The organism is Microtetraspora fusca (assembly GCF_001570365.1).
Taxonomy (GTDB): domain Bacteria; phylum Actinomycetota; class Actinomycetes; order Streptosporangiales; family Streptosporangiaceae; genus Microtetraspora; species Microtetraspora fusca.
In genome coordinates this window covers 16,051-42,543 of record NZ_BBYK01000080.1, presented here as the reverse complement: position 1 = coordinate 42,543, position 26,493 = coordinate 16,051, and the positions used below count along the sequence as shown (strand labels likewise).

The 26,493-nt window shown below is 69.3% G+C and carries 28 protein-coding genes and 1 pseudogene; 17 read left to right on the top strand and 12 right to left on the bottom strand.

All coding sequences use genetic code 11. From position 1 onward, the window contains the following. Positions 1–11: 11 nt before the first annotated feature. The 3 genes from AWQ68_RS36830 to AWQ68_RS36820 all read right to left on the bottom strand — a co-directional run bounded on the left by AWQ68_RS36830 (position 12) and on the right by AWQ68_RS36820 (position 2,811). The gene (locus AWQ68_RS36830; protein WP_218007203.1) at positions 12–536 is read right to left on the bottom strand and encodes an aromatic-ring-hydroxylating dioxygenase subunit beta; all 525 of its coding nucleotides are present in this window, start codon (positions 534–536) and stop codon (positions 12–14) included. Beyond that, positions 533–1,846 carry an aromatic ring-hydroxylating dioxygenase subunit alpha gene (locus AWQ68_RS36825; protein ID WP_066950307.1) on the bottom strand — a complete coding sequence of 438 codons (1,314 nt, stop codon included), beginning with the start codon at positions 1,844–1,846 and terminating at the stop codon, positions 533–535. Before AWQ68_RS36825 ends, AWQ68_RS36830 begins: the two co-directional genes overlap by 4 nt. 143 nt (positions 1,847–1,989) lie before the next feature. Continuing rightward, positions 1,990–2,811, bottom strand: a complete 822-nt coding sequence (locus AWQ68_RS36820) for an IclR family transcriptional regulator (protein ID WP_084464814.1) — start codon at positions 2,809–2,811, stop codon at positions 1,990–1,992. Between the two features lie 269 nt (positions 2,812–3,080). Here AWQ68_RS36820 and AWQ68_RS36815 point away from each other — a divergent pair, with 269 nt between their 5' ends. Continuing rightward, the gene (locus tag AWQ68_RS36815; RefSeq protein WP_066950301.1) at positions 3,081–4,307 is read left to right on the top strand and encodes an NAD(P)/FAD-dependent oxidoreductase; all 1,227 of its coding nucleotides are present in this window, start codon (positions 3,081–3,083) and stop codon (positions 4,305–4,307) included. A 28-nt stretch (positions 4,308–4,335) separates the two neighbouring features. After that, positions 4,336–4,965: a TetR/AcrR family transcriptional regulator gene (locus tag AWQ68_RS36810; RefSeq protein WP_066950299.1), complete on the top strand. Its 630-nt coding sequence runs from the start codon at positions 4,336–4,338 to the stop codon at positions 4,963–4,965. A gap of 289 nt (positions 4,966–5,254) precedes the next feature. Here the strand turns inward: AWQ68_RS36810 and AWQ68_RS36805 are convergent, their stop codons facing one another. After that, positions 5,255–5,782, bottom strand: coding sequence for a CGNR zinc finger domain-containing protein (locus AWQ68_RS36805; protein WP_066950296.1), 528 nt, complete (start codon positions 5,780–5,782; stop codon positions 5,255–5,257). A 26-nt stretch (positions 5,783–5,808) separates the two neighbouring features. Between AWQ68_RS36805 and AWQ68_RS36800 the strand changes: the two genes are divergently transcribed. The 4 genes from AWQ68_RS36800 (at position 5,809) to AWQ68_RS36790 (ending at position 8,204) form a co-directional block, all read left to right on the top strand. Next, positions 5,809–6,273: a GNAT family N-acetyltransferase gene (locus AWQ68_RS36800; RefSeq protein ID WP_066950293.1), complete on the top strand. Its 465-nt coding sequence runs from the start codon at positions 5,809–5,811 to the stop codon at positions 6,271–6,273. Then, positions 6,258–7,433: an MFS transporter gene (locus tag AWQ68_RS36795; RefSeq protein ID WP_066950290.1), complete on the top strand. Its 1,176-nt coding sequence runs from the start codon at positions 6,258–6,260 to the stop codon at positions 7,431–7,433. Before AWQ68_RS36800 ends, AWQ68_RS36795 begins: the two co-directional genes overlap by 16 nt. 16 nt (positions 7,434–7,449) lie before the next feature. After that, on the top strand, positions 7,450–7,584 hold the full coding sequence (locus AWQ68_RS45860) for a DUF5713 family protein (RefSeq protein WP_281217834.1): 135 nt from the start codon (positions 7,450–7,452) through the stop codon (positions 7,582–7,584). A gap of 98 nt (positions 7,585–7,682) precedes the next feature. Next, complete coding sequence (locus AWQ68_RS36790) at positions 7,683–8,204, top strand: P-loop NTPase family protein (protein ID WP_066950287.1); 522 nt, start codon at positions 7,683–7,685, stop codon at positions 8,202–8,204. Here the strand turns inward: AWQ68_RS36790 and AWQ68_RS46315 are convergent. Then, positions 8,118–8,363, bottom strand: coding sequence for a hypothetical protein (locus AWQ68_RS46315; RefSeq protein ID WP_373281573.1), 246 nt, complete (start codon positions 8,361–8,363; stop codon positions 8,118–8,120). The genes AWQ68_RS36790 and AWQ68_RS46315 overlap by 87 nt on opposite strands. On the opposite strand from AWQ68_RS46315, the gene AWQ68_RS36785 reads away from it, so the two are divergent. The 5 genes and pseudogenes from AWQ68_RS36785 to AWQ68_RS45455 all read left to right on the top strand — a co-directional run bounded on the left by AWQ68_RS36785 (position 8,362) and on the right by AWQ68_RS45455 (position 13,652). Further along, complete coding sequence (locus AWQ68_RS36785) at positions 8,362–10,251, top strand: S9 family peptidase (protein ID WP_066950284.1); 1,890 nt, start codon at positions 8,362–8,364, stop codon at positions 10,249–10,251. The two genes, AWQ68_RS46315 and AWQ68_RS36785, sit on opposite strands and share 2 nt — an antisense overlap. 1,042 nt (positions 10,252–11,293) lie before the next feature. Beyond that, the gene (locus AWQ68_RS36780) at positions 11,294–12,511 is read left to right on the top strand and encodes an MFS transporter (RefSeq protein ID WP_066950281.1); all 1,218 of its coding nucleotides are present in this window, start codon (positions 11,294–11,296) and stop codon (positions 12,509–12,511) included. Between the two features lie 43 nt (positions 12,512–12,554). Then, positions 12,555–12,733: pseudogene (locus AWQ68_RS43180) on the top strand (helix-turn-helix domain-containing protein); the annotation flags it as partial. Positions 12,734–12,967: 234 nt separating this feature from the next. Continuing rightward, the gene (locus AWQ68_RS44510) at positions 12,968–13,240 is read left to right on the top strand and encodes a hypothetical protein (protein WP_218007210.1); all 273 of its coding nucleotides are present in this window, start codon (positions 12,968–12,970) and stop codon (positions 13,238–13,240) included. 100 nt (positions 13,241–13,340) lie between these two features. After that, positions 13,341–13,652, top strand: a complete 312-nt coding sequence (locus tag AWQ68_RS45455) for a hypothetical protein (protein WP_245656468.1) — start codon at positions 13,341–13,343, stop codon at positions 13,650–13,652. A gap of 564 nt (positions 13,653–14,216) precedes the next feature. On the opposite strand, the gene AWQ68_RS36770 is transcribed toward AWQ68_RS45455, so the two are convergent. Beyond that, a complete protein-coding gene (locus tag AWQ68_RS36770) occupies positions 14,217–15,173 on the bottom strand; it encodes an alpha/beta fold hydrolase (protein ID WP_066950279.1) in 957 nt (318 codons plus the stop codon). A 266-nt stretch (positions 15,174–15,439) separates the two neighbouring features. Between AWQ68_RS36770 and AWQ68_RS36765 the strand changes: the two genes are divergently transcribed. After that, positions 15,440–15,940 carry a winged helix-turn-helix transcriptional regulator gene (locus AWQ68_RS36765; protein ID WP_066950276.1) on the top strand — a complete coding sequence of 167 codons (501 nt, stop codon included), beginning with the start codon at positions 15,440–15,442 and terminating at the stop codon, positions 15,938–15,940. A gap of 63 nt (positions 15,941–16,003) precedes the next feature. Next, the gene (locus AWQ68_RS43175; protein WP_157546333.1) at positions 16,004–16,210 is read left to right on the top strand and encodes a hypothetical protein; all 207 of its coding nucleotides are present in this window, start codon (positions 16,004–16,006) and stop codon (positions 16,208–16,210) included. 136 nt (positions 16,211–16,346) lie between these two features. On the opposite strand, the gene AWQ68_RS36760 is transcribed toward AWQ68_RS43175, so the two are convergent. Both AWQ68_RS36760 and AWQ68_RS36755 read right to left on the bottom strand, forming a co-directional pair. After that, positions 16,347–16,715 carry a GNAT family N-acetyltransferase gene (locus AWQ68_RS36760; protein ID WP_245656465.1) on the bottom strand — a complete coding sequence of 123 codons (369 nt, stop codon included), beginning with the start codon at positions 16,713–16,715 and terminating at the stop codon, positions 16,347–16,349. Between the two features lie 425 nt (positions 16,716–17,140). Continuing rightward, entirely contained in the window at positions 17,141–17,638 is a 498-nt protein-coding gene (locus tag AWQ68_RS36755) for a hypothetical protein (RefSeq protein WP_066950270.1), read from the bottom strand. Between the two features lie 91 nt (positions 17,639–17,729). On the opposite strand from AWQ68_RS36755, the gene AWQ68_RS36750 reads away from it, so the two are divergent. Continuing rightward, positions 17,730–18,239 (top strand): winged helix-turn-helix transcriptional regulator, encoded by a 510-nt coding sequence (locus AWQ68_RS36750; RefSeq protein WP_066950267.1) that lies wholly within the window; start codon positions 17,730–17,732, stop codon positions 18,237–18,239. A gap of 289 nt (positions 18,240–18,528) precedes the next feature. Here AWQ68_RS36750 and AWQ68_RS36740 read toward each other — a convergent pair whose 3' ends face one another. The 3 genes from AWQ68_RS36740 to AWQ68_RS36730 are packed head-to-tail and all read right to left on the bottom strand — an operon-like array spanning position 18,529 to position 22,401. Next, positions 18,529–19,392, bottom strand: a complete 864-nt coding sequence (locus AWQ68_RS36740; protein ID WP_066950259.1) for an alpha/beta fold hydrolase — start codon at positions 19,390–19,392, stop codon at positions 18,529–18,531. Further along, complete coding sequence (locus AWQ68_RS36735) at positions 19,385–20,590, bottom strand: MFS transporter (protein WP_066950256.1); 1,206 nt, start codon at positions 20,588–20,590, stop codon at positions 19,385–19,387. The genes AWQ68_RS36740 and AWQ68_RS36735 overlap by 8 nt, the downstream gene beginning before the upstream one ends. Beyond that, a complete protein-coding gene (locus AWQ68_RS36730; RefSeq protein ID WP_066950253.1) occupies positions 20,587–22,401 on the bottom strand; it encodes a penicillin acylase family protein in 1,815 nt (604 codons plus the stop codon). The genes AWQ68_RS36735 and AWQ68_RS36730 overlap by 4 nt, the downstream gene beginning before the upstream one ends. 84 nt (positions 22,402–22,485) lie before the next feature. Between AWQ68_RS36730 and AWQ68_RS36725 the strand changes: the two genes are divergently transcribed. Beyond that, positions 22,486–24,069, top strand: a complete 1,584-nt coding sequence (locus AWQ68_RS36725; RefSeq protein ID WP_066950250.1) for a PucR family transcriptional regulator — start codon at positions 22,486–22,488, stop codon at positions 24,067–24,069. Between the two features lie 242 nt (positions 24,070–24,311). On the opposite strand, the gene AWQ68_RS36720 is transcribed toward AWQ68_RS36725, so the two are convergent. Then, positions 24,312–24,911 (bottom strand): helix-turn-helix domain-containing protein, encoded by a 600-nt coding sequence (locus AWQ68_RS36720; RefSeq protein WP_066950247.1) that lies wholly within the window; start codon positions 24,909–24,911, stop codon positions 24,312–24,314. 91 nt (positions 24,912–25,002) lie between these two features. Between AWQ68_RS36720 and AWQ68_RS36715 the strand changes: the two genes are divergently transcribed. Together AWQ68_RS36715 and trxA are read left to right on the top strand one after the other, a co-directional pair. After that, positions 25,003–26,013 (top strand): NAD(P)/FAD-dependent oxidoreductase, encoded by a 1,011-nt coding sequence (locus AWQ68_RS36715; RefSeq protein WP_084464820.1) that lies wholly within the window; start codon positions 25,003–25,005, stop codon positions 26,011–26,013. A 69-nt stretch (positions 26,014–26,082) separates the two neighbouring features. Beyond that, positions 26,083–26,421, top strand: a complete 339-nt coding sequence (trxA, locus tag AWQ68_RS36710) for a thioredoxin (RefSeq protein WP_066950244.1) — start codon at positions 26,083–26,085, stop codon at positions 26,419–26,421. Positions 26,422–26,493: the final 72 nt, after the last annotated feature.

The following is a 26,493-nucleotide window of genomic DNA, read 5'->3' as shown; positions in this document are numbered from 1 at the left end:
AGCGGCCCCCATCAGAAGAACACACTGATGTTGTTGGCCAGCACGACGGTCTGATCCAGCAGGACCTTGCGCGAGGCGATCCGCAGCCCGTCGTGAGTGCGACGGAGCACGTCCTGACGCCCGGCCGCGAACACGTTGACCTCGCGTTCCAGGCGGTGCTGATAGACGAGGAGGCTGGAGCGAACGGCGAGCTCCGACCCGTCAGGCTTGATCCGGACGTTGGTGACGAACCGCCGCGTGCGCGATGGCGGATCCTCCGACCACGCCTGGTTGCTCTCGATACGGCGCACACGGGTGGTGAGACTGCCCAGGTCGTCGTCGTAGTGCGCCATCTCGCCCGGCCCGGCGACCTCCAGCGCGTACTCCCGGATGCTGCGGTTCGCCCGGGTGGGCATCCAGTAGCGGACGTCCTCGGTGAGGAGACCCAGCCACTCCCGGAACCCGCGGGCGTCGAGCAGTTCGGCCTCGGCGTAGAGAAATTGCTCGACCTCGAGCTGGAGGGCCGGATCCATGGCGGCGTGGGGGATCGTGTTCACCGGGTGACCTCCTGTCCGGCGCGCGCCGTGGCGTTGCCCCGCTGGCCGGGCCGAAGGGGTGTCTTCATGAGTTCCAGCCAGCGCTCGTAGAACCCGCGGGCGGCGTTGTCCGAGTAGACGTGGTTGATCCGGCCCGGGTAGTCGGGGTGATCGGTCACCTCGTGCCCGATGCCCATCTGGTAGTTCAGATCGACGGTTTGGGCGATGTGCCCGCGCGACACTCGCTGCAGGTCGGTCCAGATCTCGCCGTCGTCCTGCTCGAAGGTCCCGGTCGGACCGAAGGTCATTGAGGCGAACCGCCGCCAGGCGTCCTTGATCTCCGGCGACTGGTCCTTGTCGACGAGTGTCCAGGACCACACCTCCATCTCGTGCGGCCCTCGTGGGTGCCAGACCCTCAGCACTCGGAACGCGCCGAGGAAGGAGAAGTTCGGGAAGACGGTGGCGTGACAGCCGATGGGGCCGCCCGCCTTGACCTCCCCGAGCCGCTCCCAAACAGCCGGGTCCGTAAAGTCGGCAGCCAGCACGGGGCCCAGGACGGCGGAGCCGGCACCGGTCGGGTCGTGGAACCAGCCGCCGCCCGAGCCCTGGCTCGTCATCTGGCTGCCGACGCTGGGGAAGACCATCTCAGACAGGTCGGCACCCTCCGGGGCCAGCGCCTGCCAGGCCGAGGCGTGCAACAGGAAGGAGTGGTACATATCGCTGGCGAACTGCTCCGCGGCGAGCTTCCAGTTGCCGCCCATCACCCACTTCTGCACCCCGCCGATCACCTCCGTGCCACCGGGGCGGCGGTCCAGGAAGGTGTCCAGCAGGAAGGTGATGTCGCCGAGTGCCTCCTCCACTGGCTGGGCCTCGGCGTCCCAGGTGCCGAAGATGAGGCCCTTGTACGACTCCACACGCGGTACCCGCAGCAGGCCCCAGCGGGACATGTCGAGCTCGTTGCGGTAGCCCTCGGCCATGTTCGGCACCGAGACGAGGTCGCCGTCGAGCCCGTAGGTCCAGCCGTGGTAACTGCAACGGAAGGCCCGGGTGGTGCCGACGTCCGCCCGGCACACCTTCATGCCGCGGTGGCGACAGGAGTTCAGGACGGCGCCGATGCTGCCGTCGGACCGGCGCACGACGATGACCGGGTCCTCGCCCATGTACGTCGACACAAAGCTGCCGGACTTCGGCAGTTGGCTCTCGTGCGCGAGGAACAGCCAGGAACGGCTGAAGATGCGCTCGAGTTCCAGGCGGTAGATGTCGTCATCCACGAAGACCTTGCGGCTCATCACGCCGCGTTCAAGGTCAACATGCTCATCGAGATCGATCATGTGGCTTCTCCGTCCCAGACCGGCGACCGCTGGTCGCCGTCGTCCGTACTGCTGAGGTTCCGGTATTAGACAGGCCGATCCGGACCGTCCGGAATGGGGTAGTTCCGGGAGGCGGAACCATTCGCCGTGGAACCCGTAGCCGTTCAGTGCGACTTCGGGGAGGCCAGACCGCCGGCACTGCGCCTCTGGCCGGTCGGCTCGGCCGGACGGAGACGGTCGCTGATCGCCGTTGCCGCAGCACGCACCCGGCCGGCCAGATGGGCACGCCCAGCCGTGCCAGGCGGCCCGGAGACCGAGATCGCGGCCACCGCTCGACCCGCGCCGTCGGTTACCGGGGCGGCGGCACAGACCAGCCCGGGGATGCACTCCTGCCGATCCCATGCGATCCCCGAATCGCGCGCCTGTGCCAGGGCAGCCTGCAGCGCCTTCTCACTGGCGACGGTTGATGGGGTCAGCGGGCGCAGCCGACCAGTGAGAATCGATCCGACCGCGCCAGGATCCGCGTAGGCAAGCAGCGCCTTGCCGAGCCCTGTGGCGTAGGCGGGCATGCGTCCGCCCACCCGGGTGGGCGTAGGTATCCGCCGGTGCCCGAAGATCTTGCTGAGATACAGCACTTCGCCCTGGTCGAGGACACCCAAATGGACCGTGTGGCCCGTCGCTGCGGCCAGTTCATGCAGATACGGAAGGGCGATCTGCTGGACCCTGGAGTTGGGTCCGACGCCCGTGAGCGCGCCGAGTTCGAACATGGTGATGCCGAGCCGCCAGCGTCCATCCCAGCGTTCCACGACCCCCTGCTCGGCCAGCACCGCCAGAAGGCGATGTGCCGTCGACTTGGGCATGCCGCACCGCCTGGCCAGTTCGACGACGCCGATGGGCCCACCAGTGGGCGCGAAGGCGCGCAGCAGGGACAAGGCCTTGCCGACCGACGTCCCTGATTCCCCGACCGCAGTGCCAACGTTAATCATGATGCCTGCCCGGGTGTGATTTGTGACACGGTGTCACACGGACTGTCACACCCTTGTGCGACGAGGTCAAGGGGGAAGGCGACCCAAAGCCGCGACAGCGCGGCCGGACGGGGACAGGTGCCGGACTCGCCTGCCAAGGGGAGCCGAGGCGCGCGTGGAGACCACGCCTCAAGAACTCGTGAGAACCGATCTCGAAGCGTCATAGCGGTTCCGCGGAGTTGAACGTGGCCCTGTCCTGGCCGGATCCGCCTGACTAGCGTCCCGCGACCATGGGCATTCGCGAGGTAGCAATCATCGGTGCCGGGACGGCAGGTGTCGCAGCGGCGATGGCCCTGCGAGAGGGCGGCTTCGAGGGGACGATCAACCTGCTTTCCGCCGAGAAAGGGCTGCCCTATCGGCTGCCGCCACTGTCCAAGACGGTGCTTGCCGGCACGTCCGGTCCGGAGCCGCTCCGGCCTGCCGACCACTACCGCGATCAGGACATCTGCCTTCATCCCGAAGCGCGTGTCAGTGCCATCGAGCCTGCGACGCTGCGCATCACCAGCGCGGCCGGCACCTTCGCCCCTGATGCGGTCGTGATCGCCACCGGCTCCTCTCCGTACCGGCCGGACTGGACCGGGATGGAGCTCGACGGGGTGCATGTCCTTCGCACACTCGTCGACGCCGAAGCCCTCAGGGTAGAGCTGACGCGCGCAGCTGAGCTCGTCGTGATCGGCGGCGGCTTCGTCGGCACCGAGGTGGCCTCGGTCGCAAGCCGGCTCGGCATCGGGGTCACCATCGTGGAAGCCGGACCGGCTCTGCTCGGCCGCGCCATCGGGCCGGCGGCCGGCGGCTGGATCGGGCGGCTGCACGCCGCCCACGGCGTGCGGGTGCTCACCGGCCGGACCGTCACCGGGCTGCGCGGACGGAACCGGGTCGAAGCGGTGATGCTCGCCGACGGCACCGAACTGCGAGCCGACACAGTGCTCGTCGGCCTCGGCGCCGTGCCGCGGACCCGACTCGCTGCGCGGCTTGGGGTGGGCGGGCCGGCAGGCATCGAGGTGGACGGCGCCTTCCGCACGGCTCACCCGGGCGTATACGCGGTAGGTGATGTCGCGGTCGCCTCCGCCGGGCCTGGCGGTCAGCGGATCCGACTGGAGCATGAGCGCACCGCCGAACAGCACGGCGTAGCGGTGGCCGGCGCGCTGCTGGGTCACCCACCCGCGCCGGCCTCGGTGCCGTGGTTCTGGTCGGACCAGCATGGCGTGACGCTGCAGCTCGCCGGGCTGCCCGGGGGCGAGCTGGAGACCATGGTGGAGGACACCGATGACGGCCGCCTGCTGGTCACCTGGCACACCGGGGGCCTGGTCCGGGCGGTCCTCGGTGTCAATCGGCCCCGCGAGGTCCAGGCGGCGATGCGGGAGATGAGGTCCGGACGGTACCCGCGGCTGCCCGCCCGCTGCGGCAACCAGATCCCTGAGCACGACCAGCGTTCCTCCGACCGCCCCGGACCGTGACCCGCCGACGCCGAATAGACTGACCGCCGTGGTTTCCAGGCCGACCGTCCAGGCACGGGCACGGGCCCGCCGGTGGGACGTCCGGGCGGACATCCTCAACTCCGCGAGGTCGCTGCTCGCCGAGGTCCCGTTCGCGGACCTGTCGATCGACATGGTGATGGCGGCGGCGGGCCGATCCCGGACCATCTTTTACCGCCATTTCGACGACAGGCAGCAGCTTCTGCTGGCGCTGCTGGAGGAACTCGGCGCCGAGATGACCGCCCTCGGGCAGGACTGGGCGCAGGAAAGCGCCGGCCAAGTGATTCCGCGACTGCGTGAGGACCTCGGCGGCCTAGTCGACATCTGGGTGCGGAATGGGTCCCTCATGCGCGCGCTGGCGGCGGCCGCCGCGCAGGATCCCGAGGTCGACGCCATGTACCACGCGCTTGCGAACCGGTTTATCGCGATCACCGGCGAGCGCATCAAAGCCGATATCGCGAGCGGAGCGAGCACCGTGGCCGATGGGACGGAAACCGCGCGGGCGCTCGTCTGGATGACAGAACGCTACCTGTCGGAGTGCTTCGGGCGCGGACCCGCCTCGGTGCCGCCCGAGACGGCGAAAAAGACTCTGGGCGACATCTGGGTCAGAGCCATCTACGGCATGTCGCCCGACTGCTGACAGGCTCGCCGGGCAGAACTGTGCTCCGGCAGGCGCCCAGCCGCCTTGCGACGACGCGGCACCGGTCACAAAGGAACTCTGGTTGGACCGTGGAGATTGTCCCTGACCTCGGAGAACGTTCGGCTTCAGCCAGCCGCCTTGCGACGACGCGGCACCGGTCACAAAGGAACTCTGGTTGGACCGTGGAGATTGTCCCTGATCTCGGAGAACGTTCGGCTTCAGCCAGCCGCCTTCCGAGCTATCCACCTGCTGCAGCGCGGATCTCCAGCTACCGTCGCCTGCCGGCAAGTCAGATGGGGGACGTGGACTGACGGGCGCGGTGGCGGCGTACCGCGTCCCGGTTGGCGCACGGCTGGGAGCAGTAACGCTGCCTTGCGGTGCGTGAGGTGTCCGCGAAGATCGCCTCGCAACCGGCGGCAGCACACCGTCCGAGCCGGTCCATGCCCCGGCTGACGAGGTGCATCGCCGTGCCCACGGAGATCAGCGCGAACAGCACCGCGCCGAGCGGCTGCAGGTCGTCGCGATAGTGGAGGTGCCAACCATGGGCGTGGTCGGTCAGCCGGGGGTAGGCGGCCGACCGGGCCAGCATCTCGTTGATCAACTCGGCCTTCGCATGCTCGTCCGTGGCATCGACAACCTTCGTCCAGGCGTCGATGACAGCGAGGGTCTGGTCGAGATCCGACGGTTCGACGGGGCGTTCCAGCACCAGGCCGGCCGTGCGGCAGCGGTCCGCGAGTTCATCGGCGCTCACCGGCGGGCGGTTCGCCAGTTCCGCGGCGAAGTTCACCACGTCCGCGCCGTAAGGGTTGAGGCGCACAAGCTCATTACATCAGCCTGTACGTCATGACGCGAACAGCAACAGAAAACGACATTCCGGAACTCGTCCGCCTCCGGGCACTGCTCTTCGACGACCTCGGCGGCGACTTCTTCAACCCCGCGAACGCCGGTGACGACTGGCACGACACACTCGCACGGATTTTCCAGCAGAAGCTGACCGAACCCGACTGCCGGATCCTGGTCGTGGACGGCGACACTGGCCTGGCCGCCTGCGGCATCGGCACGATCGAACAGTGGTTCCCCGGCCCCCACTCCCGCAACGGGAGGATCGGCCACGTCATCGGCATGGTCACCGACCCGTCGTACCGGCGGCGCGGGCACGGCCGGGCGATCATGCTCGGCCTGCTCGATTGGTTCCGCGACCGCAACGCCGTACGGGTCGACCTCACCGCCTCCCGCGAGGCGGAACCGCTCTACCGGCAGCTCGGCTTCTCCGACCACCCCGATCCGTTGTTGTGCTGGAAGCCGTGAAGACATCGCAATACCGCTGGGTCATTCTGGGGGTCGCGACTTTCACTCAGGCCGCGGCCGCGTTTTTCGTGCAGGGCATCGGCGCGATGGGTGTCCATCTGCAACGAGACCTGGGGCTGAACACGACCCAACTGGGCTTGCTGCTGTCGGCGGCTCAGCTCCTTCCTCTGGCCGGACTACTCGTGGCGGGACGAGTGCTGGACCGCCACGACGAACGCTGGGTCGTCGGGATCGGTGCTCTTGTGGTCGCCGTCGCGCTGGCCGCTGGAAGCGCGGCCCCGGGGTATGTCTCCTTACTCGTCGTCCTGCTGATTGTCGGTGCGGGGTACAGCACCATTCAGCCGGGCGGCAGTAAATCGGTGGCGTCCTGGTTCGACACCCGGCAGCGTGGCTTGGCCATGGGTATCCGCCAGGCGGGGCTCCCGCTCGGGGGCGTCCTCGCTGCCTTCGCACTGCCCTCACTGGCAACGGCCTTCGGCTGGCGGTCGACGCTCGTGGCCGGCGCGCTCGTCGCACTGTCAGGCGCCGTCGTCTTCATGGCCTTCTACCACCGCCCACCGGACCAACGCCCAATGCCGACCACGTCCCGCGTGCGGCTGGAACTGCTCCGCGGACCGTACATGAAGAAGATCATCTTGTCCGGTACGAGTATGGTGTCGGTGCACAGCGGCGTGGGCGTCCTCACCGTGCTATACCTGCACGAGGTGACGTCCATGGCCTCCGCCTCGGCGGCTTTGGTCTACGTCGCGGTCCAGTGCGCGGGCGCGCTGGGCCGTATCTGCCTAGCGGCCTGGAGCGACCGCCACAGATCCGGCCGCTACGCCTGCGTCTTGACATGCCTGGCCGCCGTGATCATCGGGACGACCGTGTTGACGACCCCCATCGGCCGCTCCCCCGTCGCGGCCTGCCTGGTCTTCATCTGGCTCGGCTTCTTCGGAATCGGCTGGTACGGCCCCTGGGTCGCCTACGCCGCCGAATCGGCGCCGCCGGACCATACCGGATTCGCCCTCGGCCTGGCCATGGCCGTCAACCAGGTGGCGGTCATCCTGGCGCCCCCCGTGCTCGGCCTGCTCACGGACCTGACCGGAAGTTTCGCCCCCGCCTGGGCCCTGCTCACCGCGCTGACCGCCGTCACCCTGACGACGACAGCCCGGCTGTGACCAGTTCGGACGGCGGCTGTGCGAGGAGATCGAATCCGAGAGGCCGTTAGATCTGGCGGCGCTGTACGTGCCAACGGAGGTCGCAACCGAGGAGCTCAACGCGCTGCAACGCAAACTTGATTACCAGTGGGGACCTGATGTCCGGTCGTGATGGTTCTAGCCCTCTGCTCGTCGTCGACGGTCGACGGTCGACGGCGGCGTCGGCCACCATGCGTTCCGCCGACCCGCGCAGCGCTAGTGTTGGGTCCCGTGATCGTATGGCTCAACGGCACTCACGGCGCAGGCAAGACGACGACCAGTGCACTCGTGCAGCCGCTGATCCCCAATTCACGGGTGTTCGATGCCGAGAAGGTCGGCGAGACACTCATGGACATCACGCCGGGGCTGCCCTGGACGGGCAACTTCCAGCACTGGCCGCCGTGGCGGCCGCTCGTCGTCGAGACCGCCCGCCACGTACTCGACTACATCGGCGGCACTCTGGTGATCCCCATGACTGTCCTGGTCGAGCAGTACTGGCGCGAGATCAGCACGGGCCTCGCCCAACTTGCCATTCCAGTACGACACTTCGTCCTTCACGCTGACCAAGACACCCTCCGCGGGCGCATCGAAGGGGACACTGTTCTTGGCCCCTCCTCATTCCGTCTCGAATACCTTGAGCCCTACGCCGAGGCGGCCCGCACGTGGCTACACGACGAGGCCGAGGTCGTCGACACCACGCACCTCACGCCCGCCCAGGCGGCCCTGCAGATTGCGGAGGCCGTCAAGAGTTGAGGTCCGCCTGCCTCGCGAAAACAGGCGGAGGTGGCAACAGAGAACGAGCCAAATGACGCGCTCAGCCACAGTGTCGAAATCAAGATCAAGAGATTGCTCGATCACCTGGGTGGCGACCAGGATCGCCGCCTGAAGCACTACGGCTAGGGTCTCAAGCATGAAACCTGCGGATATCTCCCTTTTGCATGCTCTCGGCGCGCCGACGATCTCGCCCGACGGGAAGTATGCGATCGTCGCCGTGACCCGGCCCGATCTCGAGGCCGACGAGTACCGCGGCGGCCTCTGGCTGGTCCCGACGGACGGCTCCGCTGAGCCGCGCCGGCTGACGAGAGGTCCGCGCGACGGAGAGCCCGCATACTCCCCCGACGGCGCCTGGCTGGCCTTCGTCCGCGGCGGCGACGGCGCCAAGCCGCAGCTCTACGTTATGCCCACCGGCGGCGGCGAGCCGCGGAAGGTGACCGACGAGCCGCTCGGCGTCAGCGAGCCGGTGTGGAGCCCCGACTCGCGGCGGCTGGCCTTCGTCGCGCGCGTGCCCGAGGAGGGCCGGTACGGCGAGAACAAGCCGGAGAAGGAACGGCCGCGCCGCATCACCGGCTTCAAGTACCGGCGGGACAACCTGGGCTTCTTCCTCGACCGGCGCGCTCACGTCTTCGTCGTCGACCCCTTCGCCGAGGAGCCCTCAGCCACGCAGATCACCGAGGGCGACTTCGACCACGACGGCGTCACCTGGAGCCCGGACGGCGCGCTGCTGGCGTTCGTGGCCGCCCGCCATGACGAGCGCGGCAGCACGCTCACCAACGACGTGTGGGTGAGCGCCCCCGACGGTTCGGACCTGCGCCGCGTGACCGCCACCGACCTGGCGGTGGCCGCACCGCGCTTCACCCCGGACGGCGACGCCCTGTGCTTCCTCGGGGCCGGCGCCGGCCCCGAAGGCCGCCACCTGGTCGCCAAGAACTTCGGGCTCTGGCTGGTGCCGCTCGCCGGCGGCGCGGCCCGCCGCCTCACCGACGAGGAACGCTTCCACCTCCCCGTCGCCCCGTACGTCCTCACCGCCGACGGCGTGCTCGTCACCGTGGAGAACCGGGGCGCCAAGGACCTGCTGCACGTGCCGTACGCGGGCGCGGAACCCACCGTCCTGATCAACGGTCCCCGCGAGGTCGACGCCGTCGCCCACGCCGCCGACGTCACCGTCGTGGCCGTCGCCGACGCCCGTACTCCCGGCGAGCTGGTTGCCCTCCGCCAGGACAAGGAGATCACCCTCACCTCCTTCGGCCCCGGCCTCGACGTACTCCCCGTCGAGGAGGTCACCGGCACGGCCCCGGACGGCTACCCCGTGCACGGCTGGATCGTCCGTCCTGCCGGCGAGGGGCCGCACCCCGTGCTCCTCATGATCCACGGTGGCCCCTTCGCGCAGTACGGCTGGCACGTCTTCGACGAGGCCCAGATCTACGCCTCGGCCGGTTACGCGGTCGTCATGGGCAACCCTCGCGGCTCCTCCGGCTACGGCCAGGCGCACGGCCGGCACATCTTCGGCGACGTCGGCCGCCTGTCGGCCCTCGACCTGCTGGCGCTGTTCGACGCCGCCCTGGCCACCGGCGGCCTGGACGCCTCCCGCGCCGGAGTGCTCGGCGGCTCGCACGGCGGCTTCATGACCACGTGGATGGCTGCTCACCACGGCGACCGGTTCAAGGCGGCGATCAGCGAGCGCGCGGTCAACGCGATCGACAGTTTCCACGGGAGTAGTGACATCGGGTGGTCGTTCGCGCGCGACCTGTACGGCGAAGACCCGGCGCGCTGGGTGGAGCAGAGCCCTCTCACGCACGCTGACAAGATCGACAATCCCTTTATGATCATCCACTCGGAGCACGACTGGCGGTGCCCGGTGGAGCAGGCGCAGCGGTTGTTCGTCAAGCTTCGGTTGCGGGGGGTGGAGACGGAGCTGCTGCTGTTCCCGGGGGAGGGGCATGAGTTGTCCCGCTCAGGGCTTCCCAGCCATCGGGTGGCCCGCTTCGACGCCATCCTCGACTGGTGGGGGCGGCACCTGTAGGGGTTACCGCGCCGGACGGCCTGACTCCGCGGCTTGATCACGTACGAGAGACGTACAGACACCGGCACGCACCAAACGTTTCCGCAGGTCGGAAGCATCATTCCGTCCGGTCTCCGGAGCCAGGGCCTGGGCGCTGTCGGCGGTGGCCGTGGCGCCCAGGCCGCTCATTGCCCAAGAGCCGAGCAGCAGGATCGCGGCCACGCCCCCTCTCGCGAGGCCGTGCCCGCTGCGGCCCTGGCATGTCTTCCTCATACCACCCTCCTCTATGCTCAGGTGGCCTGCCTGCGCGTGGAGGAGCTGATCCATGACTGGCTGCCGACGACCCGCCGGTACGGCGGGCGGACTTCGGGCAGAGGCGAGGCTTCATCACCTACGTGCCGGTGGACTCCGCGTACGTGGTGAGGGTGGCGGACATCACCTGGGTCGGGTAGCGGGTGTGCCCTGGTCCTTCCGCAGAGGGGCCGCGGTGGTGAAGAAGCGGGGCCGAACCAGCGGGCGAAGCGCTCCGGCCGGGTCCAGACGGCGTACACCTGCTCGCGCCGGCGGCGAATTCACGGAAGATCTCGAACTCGGCGGTCTTCGTCATGGCTTCTCTCACAGGGGTTCGTGGATCGCTTACGACGAGACCCACACTGCCGGGCGTCCCTTACGATCCCCCCCTGGTGTCCTTAAGGCCCCTGTCGCGAGTTTTCGAAGCGGTGTCGGTGACCGTGTGTGTTCGCTTCGATGCTCAGGGCTCGATCTTGGCACGAACTCTCGGTCCATTGAACATGAGCGCAGTCAGCTAATGAGGCACTGAACGGGGCCGTCGGCAGAGGGGCGGCCACCCCGGACCGGAATGGACCGGTGGGCATTTCCGCCTTCATTTGGAGTGGGCGAGTTCGTGCTGTCTCGGCGCCGACGGAAAGGACCGCAGTCGCATCGTGTGCTCCAGCCCGAGTGGAGCCAGCAGCCGTTCCCCCAGCGTCTGGTCCCACTGCCCGGACAGCACCTCGCGCCCGCTTGACCTTCACATTAATGTGAAGGTCTGAGCATACCCACCATGCGAATCAACACCATGCGGCTGCCCGACTCCCCGGCCAGAACCAAGGACCAGGGGATTCCGCTGCTGCCCCTGGGTGCACTGGCCGCCGCCGCATTCATCACCATCTTGACCGAGGCGCTGCCTGCTGGAGTACTGCCTGCGATGAGCACCGACCTGCGGGTCAGCGAATCCGCGATGGGACAGTCGGTGACGATCTACGCGATCGGTTCCGCAGTCGCGGCGGTCCCCTTGTCCGCGGCCACCTCCGGATGGCGGCGTAAGCGGCTCCTGCTGACCGCCATGGCGGGGTTCGCCCTCGCCAACACCGTCACAGCTGTCTCGGTGCACTATCCGCTGACGATGGCCGCTCGATTCGTCGCCGGGGTGGCCGCCGGTCTGGTCTGGGCGATGCTGACCGGCTACGCCCGGCGCATGGTGGCCGACCCACTCCAAGGCAAGGCGACGGCGATCGCGATGGCGGGCTCGCCGATCGCACTCTCGCTCGGAGTGCCCGCAGGTACTCTCCTTGGTCAAGCACTTGGCTGGCGAGTCACATTCTGGTCGATGACTGTGCTGGCCCTTGTCCTGATCGCGTGGATCAGTCTGACGGTCCCGGACTATCCCGGGCAGCCTCGCGGCGGCCGGGCCCCGATCATGCAGACCCTCCGCCTTCCCGGGGTGGCACCGGTCCTGTTCGTCACCCTGGTCTTCGTCCTGGCCCACAACATCCTCTACACCTACATCGCCACATTCCTCGACCGGCTCGGCATGGCCAATTCCGTCGACCTGCTGCTGCTCGTCTTCGGCCTGGCATCGGTGGTGGGCATCTGGGTGGTGGGCGCCCACATCGACCGGCGGCTGCGCACCCTCACCATCGCCAGCACCCTCTTGTTCGCCGTGTCAGCCACCGTCCTGGCGGTGCTGGCCTACAACGCTGCCGCGGTCTACGCCGCGGCGACACTATGGGGACTGGGATTCGGCGGTGCCCCCACACTCCTGCAAACAGCTCTGGCCGACGCGGCCGGCACCGCCGCGGACACCGCCCAAGCCATGCTCGTCACCCTGTGGAACATAGCGATTGCCGCAGGCGGCGTTGTTGGCGCGATCCTCCTCGACACCCATGGCCCCGCATCCTTTCCCTGGTCCGTCCTCGTGCTCCTCGCACCGGTGTTGCTCGTAGTGATCATTGCCCGCAGGCACGGCTTCACCTCAAGGCGAGCGCACCCGACCGCATGAACGCCCACACCAACGACCATGACTCACTCTGCCGCCCGCACCGATTCCCGCAAGACAGTGCCGCTCCCCCAATGCCCCGTTGTCGGTCGAGGGAGGCGCCGACTCCCTGAGCGCTGCCGGAACCGCCCGATCTCCCATGCTGCCGCCGAGATGGGCATCTCCCGCGCCTGCACCGGCCAATGGGTCGACCGCTATCGCCGGTTCAGGGAACTCGGCCTGCTCGCCGGCACGCGATGACGGCTACACCCACCGCCCCGGACTTGGCGGCGCCCTCTCCGCAGGAGATCGAGGGGGCCATCTGGGGGCCGGTACCGCTTCAATTCAGGCATCGACGGCGCCCAAAGGAAGCCGTCGTCTTTCCGGATGTGATCGACGCGCTTCCGCTGGTCGGGGATAGGAGCGGTGGTTCCGCGGGAATGGTGGCCTGCCGTGTCGTCGCTCCCCGGCAGGTCGCGAATGCCATCGGTTGCCGACCTGCTGGAACAGCACGAGCTCGCCGCTCGTCGCGGAGTCGGCGGGCTGCGAGAGGAGGCCGACCGCATCCAGGCCGAGCTGGCCGAGGCCGAGCAGAAATGGCAGGAGTGGGCGATCGCCCGCAGGCGGGTCGATACGGTGCCGGCTCCGGACGGAGGCACCACCGACGACATAGAGGTCACCCGGAGCCGTGAGATGCGAACGCGCTCGGCGCCTGGGGATGCGGCGAAGCCGAAGTCGCAGGTGCCGGTGTAGCGTGAAGGGCCGGCCTGGTCGGCGCTGTCGGTGGACTACCAGCCTGCAGGTCCTGGCGGACCGGTCCCGGCCGGGCCAGGAGCCGCTGACCTGCCAGGAGATGGCCGCAGCGTTCGGCATGGAGGTGGTGCCGGCGCAGGTGGAGGCACTGCGGTCGAAGGCCAAATGCCTGGTGGCCCGCGGCTGGATGGCCGAGGTGGCGCCGGGCCGGTTCACGCTCGCGAAGGGCGTGTCCGGCCAGGCGGCGGGTCATGAGCAGCGTCATCGACCAGTAGGCCATCGCCTCGGCGCTGGTGGTGCGCCGCTCGCAGTCGCGTGCCAGGCGGCGGGTGCTCATCAGGTGGGCGAAGAAGCGCTCGACGATCCACCGTTTGGGCAGCACCACGAAGCCGCGTGTCGTCGCTGCGCTTGACGATCGCCAGGACCAGCGCGAGAGCGACCAGGAAGTACTCGACGAGATTGCCCGTGTAGCCGCCGTCAGCCTAGATGAGGGCGAGGCGGTGGGCGCGCCAGCCACTCGCGTCAGCAAGACCTGGGCGGCGGTGCGGTCGCCGACATCCGCGCTCATGATCGTCACGCCCAGCAGCAGGCCGAGCGTGTCGACCAAGCATCTGCCGGTGGCAGTACGCCTGTGGCTGCCCGCCCCGGCCGCGCAGTCAGCCCGGCACCGGCAGCAGTGGCCGGGCCGCGGCCCATTCCCGGTCCATCATGCCCGACGGATACCGGCGCTCACGCACCCCATCGTCGGCGGCGTTTCCGAACCGGTGAGACAGACAGTCACACGCGAGAGCGGCCGAAGCGGACTCCACCTCCGGGGTGGCCTACAACTGCGACAACAGGGCCTCCTGGCGCGAGTCGGCATAGCCACCCTCGAGCTACCAGGAGGCCCTGTTCTCATGCCGGGCACTGGCCGCGATCACCCGATCGGGACTCCCGTTCGGCGGACACCGCTCAAGATCGAAAAAGCAATGGCTTCTCAGGCCGTGATGTCACTCGTTCCCGTGCGCCGGCTCTCTGACGCCGTCGCGTCCAAGAACAGCCGCACCAGCGCGAGCACGGCCTCGGGAGCGTCTTCCGGGCTGTAGTGGCCGGCGGCCGGGAGTTCGCTGACCAGGCCGTTGGGGAACGCGGCGTGGAAGAGCGGCAGGAAGTGTTCGGCGCGCAGGGTCCGGTCCTGCATGCCCCAGACAGCCAGGGCGGGAAGCCGTGTCGCCGCCTCCTTGGCGTGGGGTGACGGCGATTCGAAGCGGTGCGCGCCGAGCGCGAAGCCCTTGGCCCAGCCGAGCGCACCGAGGGATTCTTCCCGGGTTGGGAAGGCGGTCGCGTATGCCCGGATCCAGGCCGGGGTGATCACGGTGTTGTCCTGGAAGCCGTTGAGCTTCAGGGTGCTCAGTACGTTGTAGCCGAGCGCGCCGAGTACGTCGTCCAGGGTGCCGTCGGCCTGCGCGCGGGCAATCCAGGTGAACCAGGGGGAAGCCGCGGCGTTCGCGGCCAGCACCTGCGGCAGTGCGGACTGCCCGAAGGGGGTGGGGGCGTTGAGGGCGACGACGCGGCTGACCAGTTCGGGGCGCCGGGCCAGCAGGCCCATGCCGACCGGCCCTCCGAAGTCGTGCATGACCAGGGTGATCTCGCGTAGCCCCAGGTCCAGGACGAATGCCTCCAGGTTGTCGATGTGGTCCTGGAGCCAGTACGTCCGGTCGCGCGGGGTTTCGCTCTTCCCGAAGCCCATGTGGTCCGGGACCACCAGCCGGTAGGAGCCGGAAAGCCCGGCGACGAGTCGCCGGAAGAGGTAACCCCAGGTGGGCTCACCGTGCAGGCACAGCAGAACCGGCCCAGCGCCCTCGTCGGCGTAGTGCATGCGGAAGCCGGGGGCGGAGCTGAAGTGCGGGGCGTAGGGGAAGGTGCCGTCGAATGTCTCGTGCGCCGCGATCATCGGATGCGGGTCTCCTCGGAGGGTCGAGAGGTGGCGAGGGGCGGCAGGGCATGCCGCAGGTCTGGTCAGCCCAGACAGGGCACGCCCCTGCATGGTGCGGCCCAGCTGTGGCTGGACGGTCACGGCGGACCGTTGTGGAGAGAATAGACAGCATCAGTTTCAATAAGCAACCAAAGTGGTCTTGTTTTGCTACCGAACAGGTTTCGTTGTGCGACCGATGTAGTCTTGCCGAAACCAGACCCGGCAGCATGTGAGCGGAGGCACCGATGCCCGACCCGGACGACAGGCGGGAGCAGCACGCGGGCGCGCCGGTGCCGCCGACCTGCCCGGTGATGAGTGCGGCCGACCTGGTCGGCGACCGCTGGACACTACTGATCCTCCGCGACGCCTTCAACGGGATCCGACGATTCAGCCAGTTCCAGCGCAGCCTGGGTATCGCCAGGAACATCCTCAGCGCCCGGCTTTCCTCCCTCGTAGCGGCAGGCATCCTGCACACCGAACCCGGCGCCGACGGCACGAGCTACAGCGCCTACGCGCTCACCCACAAGGGCATCGAACTCTTCGATCTGATCGTCGCCCTGCGCCAGTGGGGCGAGCGTCACCTGATCGACGACGGCACTGTCTATCGCCCCCTGCTCGACATTCGCACCGGCGCACCGCTGCCTCGGGTGACTTACATGCGCCCTGACGGCACCCCGCTGCACCACAGCGAGACCCGCCTGGGAGAGCCTCGTCCAATGGCGACGGAAGAACCGTCCTCGATCTGACAGCCCCCGCCGATGAGACGGGTCAGCTCTCCGGCTGCCGCTCCCTCAGTACCTTGGTCCGCCATGGCACTGGGGAGGGAACAGGCTCAGCCGGGGCACCGTGCGATCGCCTACAACCCCATGGAGGGCCTCGGGCCGGACACCGTCCCGCTCGTCGAAGACCACGCCCTGTGTGAAGACGGCAAGAACTGGGGCGAGCCGATGTTCGACTTCTTGCCTCCACTCAACCCAGACCCGCCCGGAGCCGACGGCTACGGCCAGGCCGTCTGAACGCTCAGGCCGCGAGGAGTACCGCGCGCACCGCATCCGCCACGGGCGGGCGAAGACGGTCAACAGGTGCGGCTGGCCACAAAGCCCAAGTGGGGAGGCGACGAATCCCATCCACCCGAGAGAGTTGTCAGCAGAATCACTGGAGGGGCAGCTCCATCAGGATGTCGGCACGCGCGTAGTAGTCCGCCACGGGCAGTTGCTCGCGGGTGATGCGGGTGAATCCGGCCCCCTCGTACAGGTGGATCGCCGGAGCGAGTCGTGAGTTGGTGCCGAGGAAGACGCGCCGGGCGCCCAGCTCAGTTGCCCGGGCCACCGCTGCCGCAACGAGCTTCCGCCCGACGCCCTGCCCTTGTGCCTGCGGGGTCACACCCATCTTGGCCAGTTCGACGACCTCGTTCGGGTAGGGGACGAGCGCGACGCATCCCACAACCACTCCGCCCCCGATGCGGGCCACGAGGACATCGCCGCCCGGGGCGACGATCTGCCCGAAGGGATCCTTCAGCACCTTGCGATCGTCGTCCGTGAGAGTGAAGAGCCGGCTGATCCACTCCTCGTTGATCCGCCGGAACGCCTCGGCATCGGCTTCGGATGCCAGAGACTCGATGCGGGGTTATGCGCTGATCAAGGGAGGCATGGTTCCAGTGTGGAGCGCACGCATCAAGAACTCCAATACCTGTAATGGCGGAAATCGATAAGCTGAAGCGCTAGCGCGAGCCGCCCACCCCCCTGCGGGCAGGCAGGCCGGGACATGCCCGCGAAGAGCGGATCCCCGAGATGCTCTCGCGCAGCCGCGCCGGACAGCATCGTGACGGCCGGCAGCACGACCAAGGAATGACGCACCGGCCTCCGCTTCCTGCGCCGGCTCGCACGTCCATACAAGCCGGCAGTGTCGGGAGCCGTGCCATCTCTGAGTGCCCATGAGGACACTGACTACGGCAGGCGGGTGTGTTCGGCTCGGCTGGCAGCGATGCGCTGGGCGGCGAGCGCGCGGGCCCGCTCGGTGTCGTGGTCGGTGAGTCGGCCGAGGATCGTCGCGAGCGGCCTGACCTGCCCGTACCCGCCCCAGTGGCCCTCAGGGATCTCGGTGGGGAACACCCAGATCCGGCCAGCATCGCGCGGCCAGGCACCGTTCTCGGCGTCCAGGATCGCCTCGGTGACGTCGGCGATGACGCCCGCCCGCGTCTTCTCGTCGAGCTGCCCCTCTGGGACAGACGGGACGACCTTGTAGCGCGGCGCGTCCGCGGGCGATCCACCGACGTAGACGGCGGCCGGCCGGTGTAGGAAGACCCAGGAGACGGAGCGGGTCACCGGGTCGGCGGGGTCGAATCCCTCGTAGCGGATCAGGATCTCGGTGATTCGGTTCAGCAGCGCTGCCTCAGCGTCGGGCTGGAGCGCACCGTCGGGGATGTACACGTCGAGCATGGGCATGGCGCCTCCTGGGTTTATTTTCTCAACTCAGTATCTGGGAGCCTACGGAGGCTGAGTGGAGATTGTCAATCCAGGCGGGTACGATCGGCCCGTGGAGACACAGCGGATCGACCCGGTGAACTGTTCGGTGGCCCGCGCCCTCGCGGTGGTAGGTGAACGCTGGTCGCTGCTGATCGTGCGCGAGGCGCTGGACGGCGCACGCCGATTCGGGGAGTTCCGGGCCCGCCTCGGCATGGCGAGCAACCTTCTGGCCACCCGGCTCGACACCCTCGTGGCAGCCGGAGTGATGCGACGTGTCCCCTACCAGGAACCCGGCGACCGGCAGCGCTTCGAATACCACCTCACCGAGCAGGGCCAGGACCTGCGGCCCACGCTGGTTGCCCTGCTGGAATGGGGCGACAAGTACCTCGCGGACCCGCAGGGGCCGTCGGTCATCGTCCGGCACCGACCCGCCGACGATGACACCACCTGCGAGGAGCCGGTGAAAGTCGTTCTCGAATGCGCCGCGGGGCACACCCATCTACCACCGGAAGCCGTCTACCGCGCTCCCGGACCAGGCGCCCGCTTCTTGGACACCGCTAGAGGGCCTGTACGGAGTTGAGATCAAAGGGATTCGCTTGCGCTGACGCCACCTGCGGCACGCCCTGCGCGAGTGCGAACGGTTCCACAACCGGCACCGCGCCCGTCAAGCACTGGCCCAAGCCGCCCCGCTGCGTACCGTCCCTGATCCGATCATCGATCCAGAGCGAATCGCCGATCTGAACATACGCCACATACGCCGACGAGACCGGCTCCGCGGAGTCCTCCACGAGTACTTACATGCCGCTTGAACTGTATGGATGGAATTTTCGGCAGGGGCAGAGCCGACACCGCCAACACCGGCCCGGACATCAGCTGGCAGGTCGGGTGATGAGCCGGAGGATCTCGGCGATGACCAGGTCGGGCTCGTCCTGGGGGACCATGTGCCCGGACCGCTCGGCCAGGACGTGACGGCCATGGGGCTGCGCTTCGACGAGCCGCCGGTGGCTGGCGATGAGCTGGGGGCGAACCTGCTTCTCCACCTTGCTGGGGGTGAGCGCGCCGCTGATGGCCGTGATGGGCACCGGCGGCAGCGCGACCGTCGAGGATCGCAGGCGGGCGAAGCCCTCGGCGAGAGCGGCGTACTCGGCCCGGGTGGCGCGGATCTCGGACGGGCGGGTCATCTCGGCCAGTGCCTCGGCGCGCATGTCCGGCGGAAACAGCGCGAGGATGCGGCGGACCTCGGCCGGGACGACCTTGACGCCGAGCGTGGCGAGCCCGGCCATGACGGACTGGGTGCCCATCGCCACGGCGCGCATGCTCCGCTTGTAATAGAAGTCCAGGTCCTCCGCGGCCTGGTCGATCAGGACGAGCCCGGCCACCCGTTCCGGATGCGCGGACGCGTACGCACGGATGATCGGCCCGCCCAGGCTGTGCCCGGCCAGGATGTACCGGTCCTCGCCCAGGTGATCGAGAAGGTGTCCCAGGTCCTCCACCATGCGGTCCAGGTGGCGCCGGTGCGGATCGTGGTCGCTGCGGCCGAGCCCGGCCCGGTCGTAGGCGACGACCCGGGTGCGCTCGGCGATCGCGGGCATGACGAGACCCCACTCGGTGCGGGTCGCCCCAAGCCCCGACTCCAGGACGACGGCGGGCCGCCCCTCCCCCTGGCTGACGTAGTGCAGACGTCGCCCGTCCGGCAGGCGCGCGTATCCCGGATCGCCGAAGACGCTAGACATTGAGGATCTCCTCCCGGACGGGAATCAGGTCGGTTTGGATGGTACGGGCGGTCGACGCGATGATGAGCCCGGCGACCAGACCGGGCAGGGCGACCGCGGCGACCGCTCCCGCCGTGCCGTACGCCTTCTCCACGGTGCTGAGGAGCCCGGCTCCGAGCAGCCCGCCGACCGCCAGGCCGATGCCGAACAGGCTGGCCGTGTAGCTCCGCCCGCTCGGGGCGGTCACCGAGATCATGATCAGCGTGATCATCGGAACGATCAAGGGGGTCAGCGTCAGGCCGACAAGGAACGCGGTCAGCGACAGCGGCAGGGCCGGCGCCGTCGCGCCCGCGGCGAAGGCCACGGCCGAGCCGGCCAAGACCCAGGCGACGACGGCTGGCACCCTCCTCGGATCGGACTGGAAGACCGAGTCCAGCCGTCGCCCGAGCGTGGTCAGCACGACGATGGCCATCGCGGAGCAGCACGCCGAGAACAGGCCGCGCGCGTCGGTGTCCAGACCCCAGCGTTCCTTGAGGTGCACCGACAGGAACGTCGCGGCCGGGACGAGAAGCATGCCGTACGCGACGAAGGCGGCGAAGACGCGGCGCAGCGTCCTCGAACGCAACAGGCCCCGAGCGCTAGCCACGTCGTCGTATCGCCCGATCCCGGGGTCTCTCAGCCGCGAGGCCGACAGGCAGCCGAGCAGGGACAGGACCCCGAGCACGGCGTAGACCGCCCGCCAGTCCAGGTCGAGCCACCCGGCCAGCGCCGACACCGTAAGCGGGCTCAGGATCGCGCCGGCGGGCATCGCCGTGCCGTACAGGGCAAGAACCCGGCCGCGCACGGCGGGCGGATAGATGTCGGCGAGCAACGGCGAGTGCAGCGCGATCTGGCTGCCGTTCGCCAGGCCGCTGACCAGGAGCAGGGCGCCCAGTGTCCAGATGTCGTGGACGAACGCGATCGCGAAGGTCGCGATGCTCCACACGAACCCGGTGCCGATGGAGACCGCGGCCCGGATCGGACGCCCTCTGACCAGCGCCGACATGGCGAAAGGAGCGACGCCGACGGCGATGAGCTGGATCGCGAGCAAGGAGGTGAGCGCGCCGGTGGAGACGCCGAGCGACCCGGTGATGTCCGGCGCGAGCACGCCGAGGGCCTGGTTCACGAACGCGTCGGTGATCGCCAGCATGCCGATCGCGATGACGGGATACAGCCTCATGACGGGTCGAAGGTGATCGGCTTGACCTCGCCCCGGCTGTACAGCGCGGCCTGGCCGGGCATCGACACGCTCCACGACCGCATGCCGTTCCCGCCCAGCGCGACGATCCGCAGGCAGGGACCTCCGGCGAAGGCCATGCCCTGCGCGTAGTACGTCGCCCGCAGGGGCACCTCGAGCTCCAGCGCGCCGGCGCGGCCCGGCACACCGGGAAGGAGTTGATGCTCCTCCCCATACGTCCCACGGGGGGCGGCCTCCGCGGCCCGTTCCACGGCGTCCAGGAGGTCGTCCGAGGAGATCTGCGCGCGCCAGGAGAGCCAGGCCGTCGCGTCCGCCGACTCAGGTGAGGCATGGCCGTCGAAGGCGAGCAACCGGTGCAGGAGCCGCCGATGCCCCTCAGGCCAGCCGTGGATCCGGTCCGGCTCCCTGGATGAGGCGCTCAGGAGCTTCGCCTGCCACATGGGGGTGTCCGGCCAGAGGTCCTCGACCGCCCACGCGGTCACCTCCGTGACATCGACGGAGAAGGCCCGGGACAGCAGCTCCACGCTGCGCCGTCCCCGGCTGGTGGTGCGGCCCGGCTCGTCGTTGAACGCGTCCGGATGCCAGCGGTCGGCCGCGAGCGCCGGATCGGGGGCGACGGTGTCGGGGGCGGTGTTGCAGTTCTGGAGATATCCGGACGCCGGATTGGTGGTCCCCACCAGGTCGCCGGCCGGGCGGATGCCGAGCCACGCGGTGGCGGAGGTGTTCCCGTCGAGCACTCCCCCGTCGCAGGCCGGCCTGATCGGGACCCGCCCGGTGCGTAGGTAGAAGCAGTCGCCGGAGGAGTCGGCGGCCAGCACGTTCTGCGGTGGGAACGCGCGGGCCTCGAAGGCCGCGCGCAGCTCGGTGACGTCGCGGGCGCGCACCATGGCCATGATCTGCCGCTCGGTCTCCCCCGCCAGGCCCATGTACGGCGTGCACACCACATAGATCACGTCGTCGTCCCTCGCCAGCACGGGCGCGATCACGCCGTTGTGGACGACGTATTCGTGGCCGTCGTGCTCAAGGACCTTCCTGGTCTCGCCGTCGTACAGATAGACGTCTCCGTCCACGGCGATCCGGTAGGCGTCGGAGACGCGCGGTCCGCCGGTGGTCAGACCCCACGCGCAGGTGCGGTTGTGGGCCAGCGGGGGCAGCATGGCGCCGATGAAGCCGAACCCGGAGTAGTGCAGGTCCCCTGCCCTGATGACCGCCTCATACATGCCGAAGGTCCCGCCGAACGGGAGGTGCGGGTCGCTGACCAGGAACGTCTCGCCGGTCGCCGTGCGCCACGGCCGGATCACCCAGGCGTTCGAGCCTGGAGGGACCAGGCCGCCTTCCAGCTCGGAGGTCACACCGGTTGGGGTGACACCGGACGCGCGCAGCGCCTCGACCGCGTCGGTGATGATCCAGTACAGCATGACCGTGCGGTTGACGCCGATCGGCAGGGCGGGCTCCAGGGGCGGCGCCCACGCGGGGACATCCTCGGGATGCTCGTCCATCCACGCGCCGATCCCGGCGACGAACGCCTCATAGCAGGCGCGCAGGTCCTCCGGGAGGGAGTCGAAGCCGCGGCGGGCTTCCTCCAGCACCTGCCAGCGCCGCTGGTTGGCGTCCCGCGCCGCGTCGCCGAACTCGCCGCGCACCAGCAGGTACTGCCTGAGCAGACCGTGCAGGTCGTCCTGCGCCTGTGCGTATCCGAGCCCGAAATAGGCGGCGGGCTCGGAGGTCCCGTCGACCAGCGGCACGCCGTACGCGTCGCGGTGGAGTCGGACCGAGCCCCAGGAATTCTTCATGCGCCAACCCTGGGTGAAGAGCGGACGCGATTCCTTGGCTGATCGGACGAAGAATCACCGGTGCCCTTGGCCGATACTGCACGGATGAACCAGGTCGAATACCTCGAGCCGTCGCTCGCGCAGGTGATCGAGCGGATCGGAGCCGACTATGTGACGGTCGTCGCCGCACCACACGGAGTAGATGTTCCGATCTCCGGGCCCGCGATCCACGATCCGCTGAGCGCCGCGCCGCCCAAGCCGGGCGCCATGGTGCTGCTCGTCGGCCTGACTCCCGAGACACCCGGCGCGGCTCAGACGATCCGCCGGCTGGCCGGCGCGGCGGCGGCCGTCCTGAGATCCGACGCGGTGGGTGCCGCGTCGCTGGTGGAGGCGGCGGCCGAGGCGGGTGTGGCCCTGATCGCGCTGCGGGTCGCGATGTCCTGGAGCCATCTGCACACGCTGCTGGAGGACGCGGTCCTGCCGGGCGACAGCCTGGTCGCGGCGGCGAGCCGCGACCTCGGCAGCGTCCCGGCCGGTGACCTGAACGCACTGGTGAACGCGATCGCCGAGACGCTCGACCGGCCGGCGGGGATAGTGGACACGCAGTGGCGGCTGCTCGCCTACTCCGCCATACCCGGCCAGACCAACGACGATCTGCAGCGGGACGTCATCCTGAGCAGGACCGTGCCCGCGAGGAACGCGCCCCAGGAGACACGGCGACTGCTGCTGACCAGCCACCGCGCGCTGCGCTTCCACACCGGCCCGCCGTACGACGATGACGGGCACCGGATCTGGCGGATCGGCGCGGGCATCCGCGGCGGACCCGAGCCCCTCGGCATGCTGTGGGTCCTGGAGGGGGACGAGCGGCTTTCCGAGGACAAGCTGGTGCTCGTGGAGGAGTTCGCCCGGCTGGCGGCCGCGCATCTGCTGCGGGCGCGGAGGGCTCGGACCGTCGATCGCGAGCGCCGCGGCGAGCTGGTCGGACAGGCGCTGGACGGCAGGGATCCGCGTACGGCCTGCCATCGCCTCGGTCTCGATCCGGGCGCGGGGATCGCGGTCCTGGCCGTGGCCGAGCTGGTCGCCGGAGACGTCCCGCTCGGTGAGCACCTCCTCGACGCCGTCGCCACCTACCTCGACGCCTACCGGCGGTCGACCGCGTGCGTGCTGCGCGGCGACACCGTCTACTGCCTGATGCCCGCGCAGGACCTCGCGGCGCTGCGGGAGGTCGCATCCGACCTCACCCGGCGGCTCGGCCTGCGGCGCCGCCTGGTGGCGAGCGTCGGCGGCCGGGTGGGCGCGGACGATCTACCGCGTTCCCGCCGTCAGGCCGATCTGGCCCTGGCCGTGCTCAGGGCTTCGGGTACGGCCGTCGCCACGATCGACGAGGTCCGCGCGGCGGCGGCACTCATCGAGCTGCGCTCGCTGCTCGACGATCATCCCGACCTGCTCCTGCACGAGGTGGATCCGGCGCTGCGGGACGCTGAGGAGTCCGCGCTGGCGTGGATCGAATGTCATGGAGACGTCCGCGCCGCCGCCCAGCGGCTCCGCGTGCACCCCAACACGCTCCGCTACCGGATCCGCAGGCTCGCCGGCAACGGGCTCGACCTCACCGACCCCGGCACCCGCCTCATCACCTGGCTACGGCTCCGCCTCAGGGACGGAGAACCTGGCTCATCGGCTCAGGCGTGAAGCGCTCGAGTGGGACACGCGGCCGGGATCCTCAGGTTGAGTGGCCGGTCAGGCACCCGTTCGCTCCAGAGCAGGCAGCGGTCGAGAAGCTCGCGGCGGCACGACTGCACCCACGCCTCCATGATCACGTTCATCCGCGGCATCCGGATACCGGTGAGCATGGTCTCGATATAAGCGCTTCCAGATCGAGTCTGTGACGCCCCCGGCGGCGTCACAGACATGACCTTGACGCGGTCGTACCGTCAGTGGGCGGGCTTGTCACGAGGACCGGGCCGGGCGCGTACGTGCATGCGCTCGCCCTGGCGCCCCAAGAGGCTGAGGATCTCGACAGGCCCCTGACCGGTGCTGCCGAACCAGTGCGGCAGCCGGGTGTCGAACTCGGCGACCTCGCCCGGATCCAGAACCAGGTCGTGATCGGCCAGAACCAGCCGCAGGCGTCCGGACAGGACGTACATCCACTCGTAGCCCTCGTGTGTACACGGCTCCGGCGTGGCCCTGGTCGCTGGAAGGACCATTTTGAAGGCCTGCAGCGGGCCGGGCTGCCGGGTCAGAGGCAGAATCACGTTGCCGTTCACGTGCTTGGGCGTGAGGCGGACCCGGGGATCGCCGACTTCGGGCGCACCGACCAGTTCGTCCAGCGGCACCTGGTGAGCCTGGGAGATCGGGAGCAGGAGTTCCAGACTGGGGCGGCGCTCGCCGGTCTCCAGCCGGGACAGGGTGCTCTTGGAGATGCCCGTGGCCTCGGACAGCGCGGCCAGGGTGACGCCGCGCTCGTTGCGCAGGCGTTTGAGGCGGGGGCCGACCTCGGCGAGGGCGGCGGCGATCGCGGATGGGCGCTCCATCCCCTCATTCCACCGCATGCTTCCCGGAAACAGCAACAAAAGTTGCCCTTCGTGGGGTGGTGATTGCAGGCTGCGGGCGGAGGTGGTCGCGATGAGCGATGCGAAGAACGCGGCAATGAACGATTCGGTGTACGACGTGGTGGTGGTCGGTGCCGGCGCGGCCGGCTTGAGCGCCGCCCTGGTGCTGGGCCGGGCCCGCCGCCGGGTGGCGGTGGTGGACGCAGGCACCCCACGCAACGCCCCGGCCGCGCACATGCACGGTTTCCTGTCCCGGGACGGCATGCCTCCGGCGGCCCTGCTGGAGGTGGGCCGGGCCGAAGTGGCCGGGTACGGCGTAGACGTGATCGAGGGCCGGGTCGACCACATCGAGCCAGGCTTCCTCGTGCACCTGGCCGGCGGCCCGGCGCTCCCGGCACGGCGGGTCGTGGTGGCCACCGGGCTGCGCGACGAACTCCCCGAGATCCCCGGGGTGCGCGAGCGGTGGGGCAGGGACCTGCTGCACTGCCCGTACTGCCACGGCTACGAGGTCCGCGGCGAGCCGATCGGAGTTCTGGGCACCCACCCGCGCGCGGTGTCCCAGGCGCTGCTGCTGCAGAAGTGGTCGGCCGACATCGTCTTCTTCCCGCACACCATGGAACTGACCGACGGCGAGCGCGAGCAACTGGCCGCCCGCGGAGTCCGCGTCATCGACGGTGTGATCAAGCAGCTGGTGGTGGACGAGGACCGGCTGCGCGGAGTCGAGCTGGCCCAGGGCAGCGTCGTACCCCGCAGCGCGGTGTTCGTCTTCCCCCACATGCGGCCCCAAGACGCCCTGCTGACCGACCTGGGCTGCGCGCGGGACGAGAACGGCTGGGTGACCACCGACCCCTCGGGCCGGACCAGCGTCCCCGGGCTGTGGGCGGTGGGCAACGTCGCCGATCCGCGGGCCCAGGTGATCACCGCGGCGGGCATGGGATCGGTGGCCGCGATCGCCATCGATCACGATCTCGTCGACGAGGAGGTCACGCGGGACGTCGAGGACTACCGCACAGCGGAGGCCGAGTCCCCGGCCTCCTTGCGACCGATCGCCCACGCCGTCTCCCTCGACGGACACCGGGCCTGAGCCCCGCCCCCCCACCACGCCATGACGGCGAGAACGCAGCCCCGCACACTCAACAAGGAGGTCTACAGCATGTCCGCAACCCCCGTAGACAGCGTCACCGAGCAGACGTTCCCCGCCCGCGTGCTCCAGGCGAAGCGGCCCGTCCTGATCCAGTTCTGGGCCCTGTGGTGCCAGCCGTGCCGCATGGTCACCCCGATCGTGGAGGAGCTGGCCGCCGAGCACGCGGACGCACTGGACGTGGTCAAGGTCGACATCGAAGAGGAGCCCGAGCTGGCGGCTCGGCACGGGATCAACGCCGTCCCCGCCTTCGTCGTCTACGCCGACGGCGAGCCCAAGGGGTCGTGGGTCGGCGCCGCGCCCAAGCACGCCCTGGAGCGGAAGCTCTCCGCCTACCTGGGGCGCCCGTAGGAAGAATCGCCGAAGGGCTGGTGCCCGGGGGCCTCGGTCGGGAACCGAAAAGGGGGCAGTGACCGGCGGGCG

What these genes read in the sequence shown, in the direction of transcription:
- AWQ68_RS36825 (WP_066950307.1), bottom strand. Translation starts at nt 1,846, where the DNA reads ATGATCGATCTCGATGAGCATGTTGACCTTGAACGCGGCGTGATGAGC.
- AWQ68_RS36730 (WP_066950253.1), bottom strand. Translation starts at nt 22,401, where the DNA reads ATGAAGAATTCCTGGGGCTCGGTCCGACTCCACCGCGACGCGTACGGC.
- AWQ68_RS36820 (WP_084464814.1), bottom strand. Translation starts at nt 2,811, where the DNA reads ATGATTAACGTTGGCACTGCGGTCGGGGAATCAGGGACGTCGGTCGGC.
- AWQ68_RS36720 (WP_066950247.1), bottom strand. Translation starts at nt 24,911, where the DNA reads ATGGAGCGCCCATCCGCGATCGCCGCCGCCCTCGCCGAGGTCGGCCCC.
- AWQ68_RS36755 (WP_066950270.1), bottom strand. Translation starts at nt 17,638, where the DNA reads ATGCCCATGCTCGACGTGTACATCCCCGACGGTGCGCTCCAGCCCGAC.
- AWQ68_RS36715 (WP_084464820.1), top strand. Translation starts at nt 25,003, where the DNA reads ATGAGCGATGCGAAGAACGCGGCAATGAACGATTCGGTGTACGACGTG.
- AWQ68_RS36800 (WP_066950293.1), top strand. Translation starts at nt 5,809, where the DNA reads ATGACGCGAACAGCAACAGAAAACGACATTCCGGAACTCGTCCGCCTC.
- AWQ68_RS36740 (WP_066950259.1), bottom strand. Translation starts at nt 19,392, where the DNA reads ATGTCTAGCGTCTTCGGCGATCCGGGATACGCGCGCCTGCCGGACGGG.
- AWQ68_RS44510 (WP_218007210.1), top strand. Translation starts at nt 12,968, where the DNA reads ATGCCATCGGTTGCCGACCTGCTGGAACAGCACGAGCTCGCCGCTCGT.
- AWQ68_RS36725 (WP_066950250.1), top strand. Translation starts at nt 22,486, where the DNA reads ATGAACCAGGTCGAATACCTCGAGCCGTCGCTCGCGCAGGTGATCGAG.
- AWQ68_RS36785 (WP_066950284.1), top strand. Translation starts at nt 8,362, where the DNA reads ATGAAACCTGCGGATATCTCCCTTTTGCATGCTCTCGGCGCGCCGACG.
- AWQ68_RS36815 (WP_066950301.1), top strand. Translation starts at nt 3,081, where the DNA reads ATGGGCATTCGCGAGGTAGCAATCATCGGTGCCGGGACGGCAGGTGTC.
- AWQ68_RS43175 (WP_157546333.1), top strand. Translation starts at nt 16,004, where the DNA reads ATGGCACTGGGGAGGGAACAGGCTCAGCCGGGGCACCGTGCGATCGCC.
- AWQ68_RS36735 (WP_066950256.1), bottom strand. Translation starts at nt 20,590, where the DNA reads ATGAGGCTGTATCCCGTCATCGCGATCGGCATGCTGGCGATCACCGAC.
- AWQ68_RS45455 (WP_245656468.1), top strand. Translation starts at nt 13,341, where the DNA reads ATGGCCGCAGCGTTCGGCATGGAGGTGGTGCCGGCGCAGGTGGAGGCA.
- AWQ68_RS46315 (WP_373281573.1), bottom strand. Translation starts at nt 8,363, where the DNA reads ATGCTTGAGACCCTAGCCGTAGTGCTTCAGGCGGCGATCCTGGTCGCC.
- AWQ68_RS36765 (WP_066950276.1), top strand. Translation starts at nt 15,440, where the DNA reads ATGCCCGACCCGGACGACAGGCGGGAGCAGCACGCGGGCGCGCCGGTG.
- AWQ68_RS36770 (WP_066950279.1), bottom strand. Translation starts at nt 15,173, where the DNA reads ATGATCGCGGCGCACGAGACATTCGACGGCACCTTCCCCTACGCCCCG.
- AWQ68_RS36780 (WP_066950281.1), top strand. Translation starts at nt 11,294, where the DNA reads ATGCGAATCAACACCATGCGGCTGCCCGACTCCCCGGCCAGAACCAAG.
- trxA (WP_066950244.1), top strand. Translation starts at nt 26,083, where the DNA reads ATGTCCGCAACCCCCGTAGACAGCGTCACCGAGCAGACGTTCCCCGCC.